This window comes from Oleiphilus sp. HI0043, assembly GCF_001634935.1.
The window spans coordinates 1-1389 of record NZ_LWEY01001116.1 but is presented as its reverse complement, the minus strand read 5'-3'; the positions used below and the strand labels follow the sequence as shown (position 1 = coordinate 1389).

The 1389-nt window shown below is 45.0% G+C and carries 2 protein-coding genes; one reads left to right on the top strand and one right to left on the bottom strand.

Features of this window, described 5'->3' with window-relative positions:
• Positions 1-282: choice-of-anchor U domain-containing protein (locus tag A3729_RS33045; RefSeq protein WP_197475831.1), on the top strand; the 282-nt coding region annotated here is incomplete at its 5' end.
• Between the two features lie 105 nt (positions 283-387).
• Here A3729_RS33045 and A3729_RS12445 read toward each other — a convergent pair.
• On the bottom strand, positions 388-1389 hold a 1002-nt coding region (locus A3729_RS12445), incomplete at its 5' end, for an iron-containing alcohol dehydrogenase (RefSeq protein ID WP_068633935.1).

Here is a 1389-nt window from a genome sequence, read left to right as displayed (position 1 = left end):
CCAGGCATTTGCCCTTCTCCTGGAAGTACTGCTTATCAACCAGGCTTAACGCAAGGCCACAACTGTCTAATGATGCTAATAGAAGATGGCGGTGCCAACGATGCAGATGGCCAGGCTAATGGTACTGTGCTTGATCCAGGGGGCGTTGCCAGCTTAGTTTCTGAACCAGTAACTGAACCCACTACGAGCAAGGGTGGCAGTGGTGGCGGTTCAGTCTTCTGGATGCTGTGGCTTGTAGCGTTGCTTGGTTTAAAGCGAATTACACTAAGAGAGCGCCTTTAATTGAGTTTTATATCTTACGTACCAGAAAACCTGGTGCGTAAGATAAACGGGTATTTAATTCCCTCTATGACCCGCAGTGACGCTGTTTAGTGGGTTACGTAATCCTTAAATGTCGCTGGCTCGGCCAGAGATAGCGCTGAGCATTTCTTCTGCCTCGTCATAAGACATGTACTTTGCAACGGCGTAGGTTGAGTTAGCTTCTTTAAAAGCACCCTGAATAATTTCAGAAAAATCTGAGCGTTTTATTTGAGGTATCGTGTTCTCGATATTTAGCGTAGAAATCAAATTTTTGACTTCACTAATAAACGCTTCAGCTAGCACTGTATCATTATCATTTCTGCTGCCGAGACCCAGGCATTGTGCAAGTTCAGCCAAGCGTGTCGTGCTCGCAGCTTTANTGAATTCAAGCACATAAGGCAGAACTTTTGCATTGGATTCGCCATGGGGTAGTTTGTACTTAGCACCTAATTGGTGGGCAAAAGCATGCACATACCCTAATCCGGCGATATTTATCGTTAAGCCTCCGTAGTACGAAGCCAGCGCCATCTTCTCTCGTGCTTTAGCATTGTTGCCACGTTTGTATACCTTCGGTAGGTTTTCAAAAATCATTTGAATACCTGAACGAGAATAATAGTCAGACTCTTCGTTTGCCATGCCGCTTAAATAAGATTCGACAAGGTGGGTTAAGGCATCCATCCCGGTTGCTGCAGTAATAGCAGGAGGAAGGCCCTTCATTAAATCAGGGTCTAGTGCCGCTACTAAAGGAACTATTTTTGTATCAATAACAAGTTCTTTTTTGTGGGTAATGCTGTCAGAAATAACGGCACCAATGGTTGCCTCAGAGCCAGTACCCGCAGTGGTGGGAATTGCAAAGAAAGGCGCAGAAGGTTTCTTGCCCTTTAAAATGCCAACCAGATCTCGAGGGCTCACTTCGTTACTTGCAGCTAAAGCAATAACTTTAGCAGCATCAATTGAAGAGCCACCACCAATAGCCATTACAGAATCACAGTTTTGCTGTCGATACTTACGGAGGCCACTTTCAACTACTGTGAAGGTAGGGTCAGGCTCTACTTCGGTAAATAGTGAATACTTCATCCCAGAAAGATT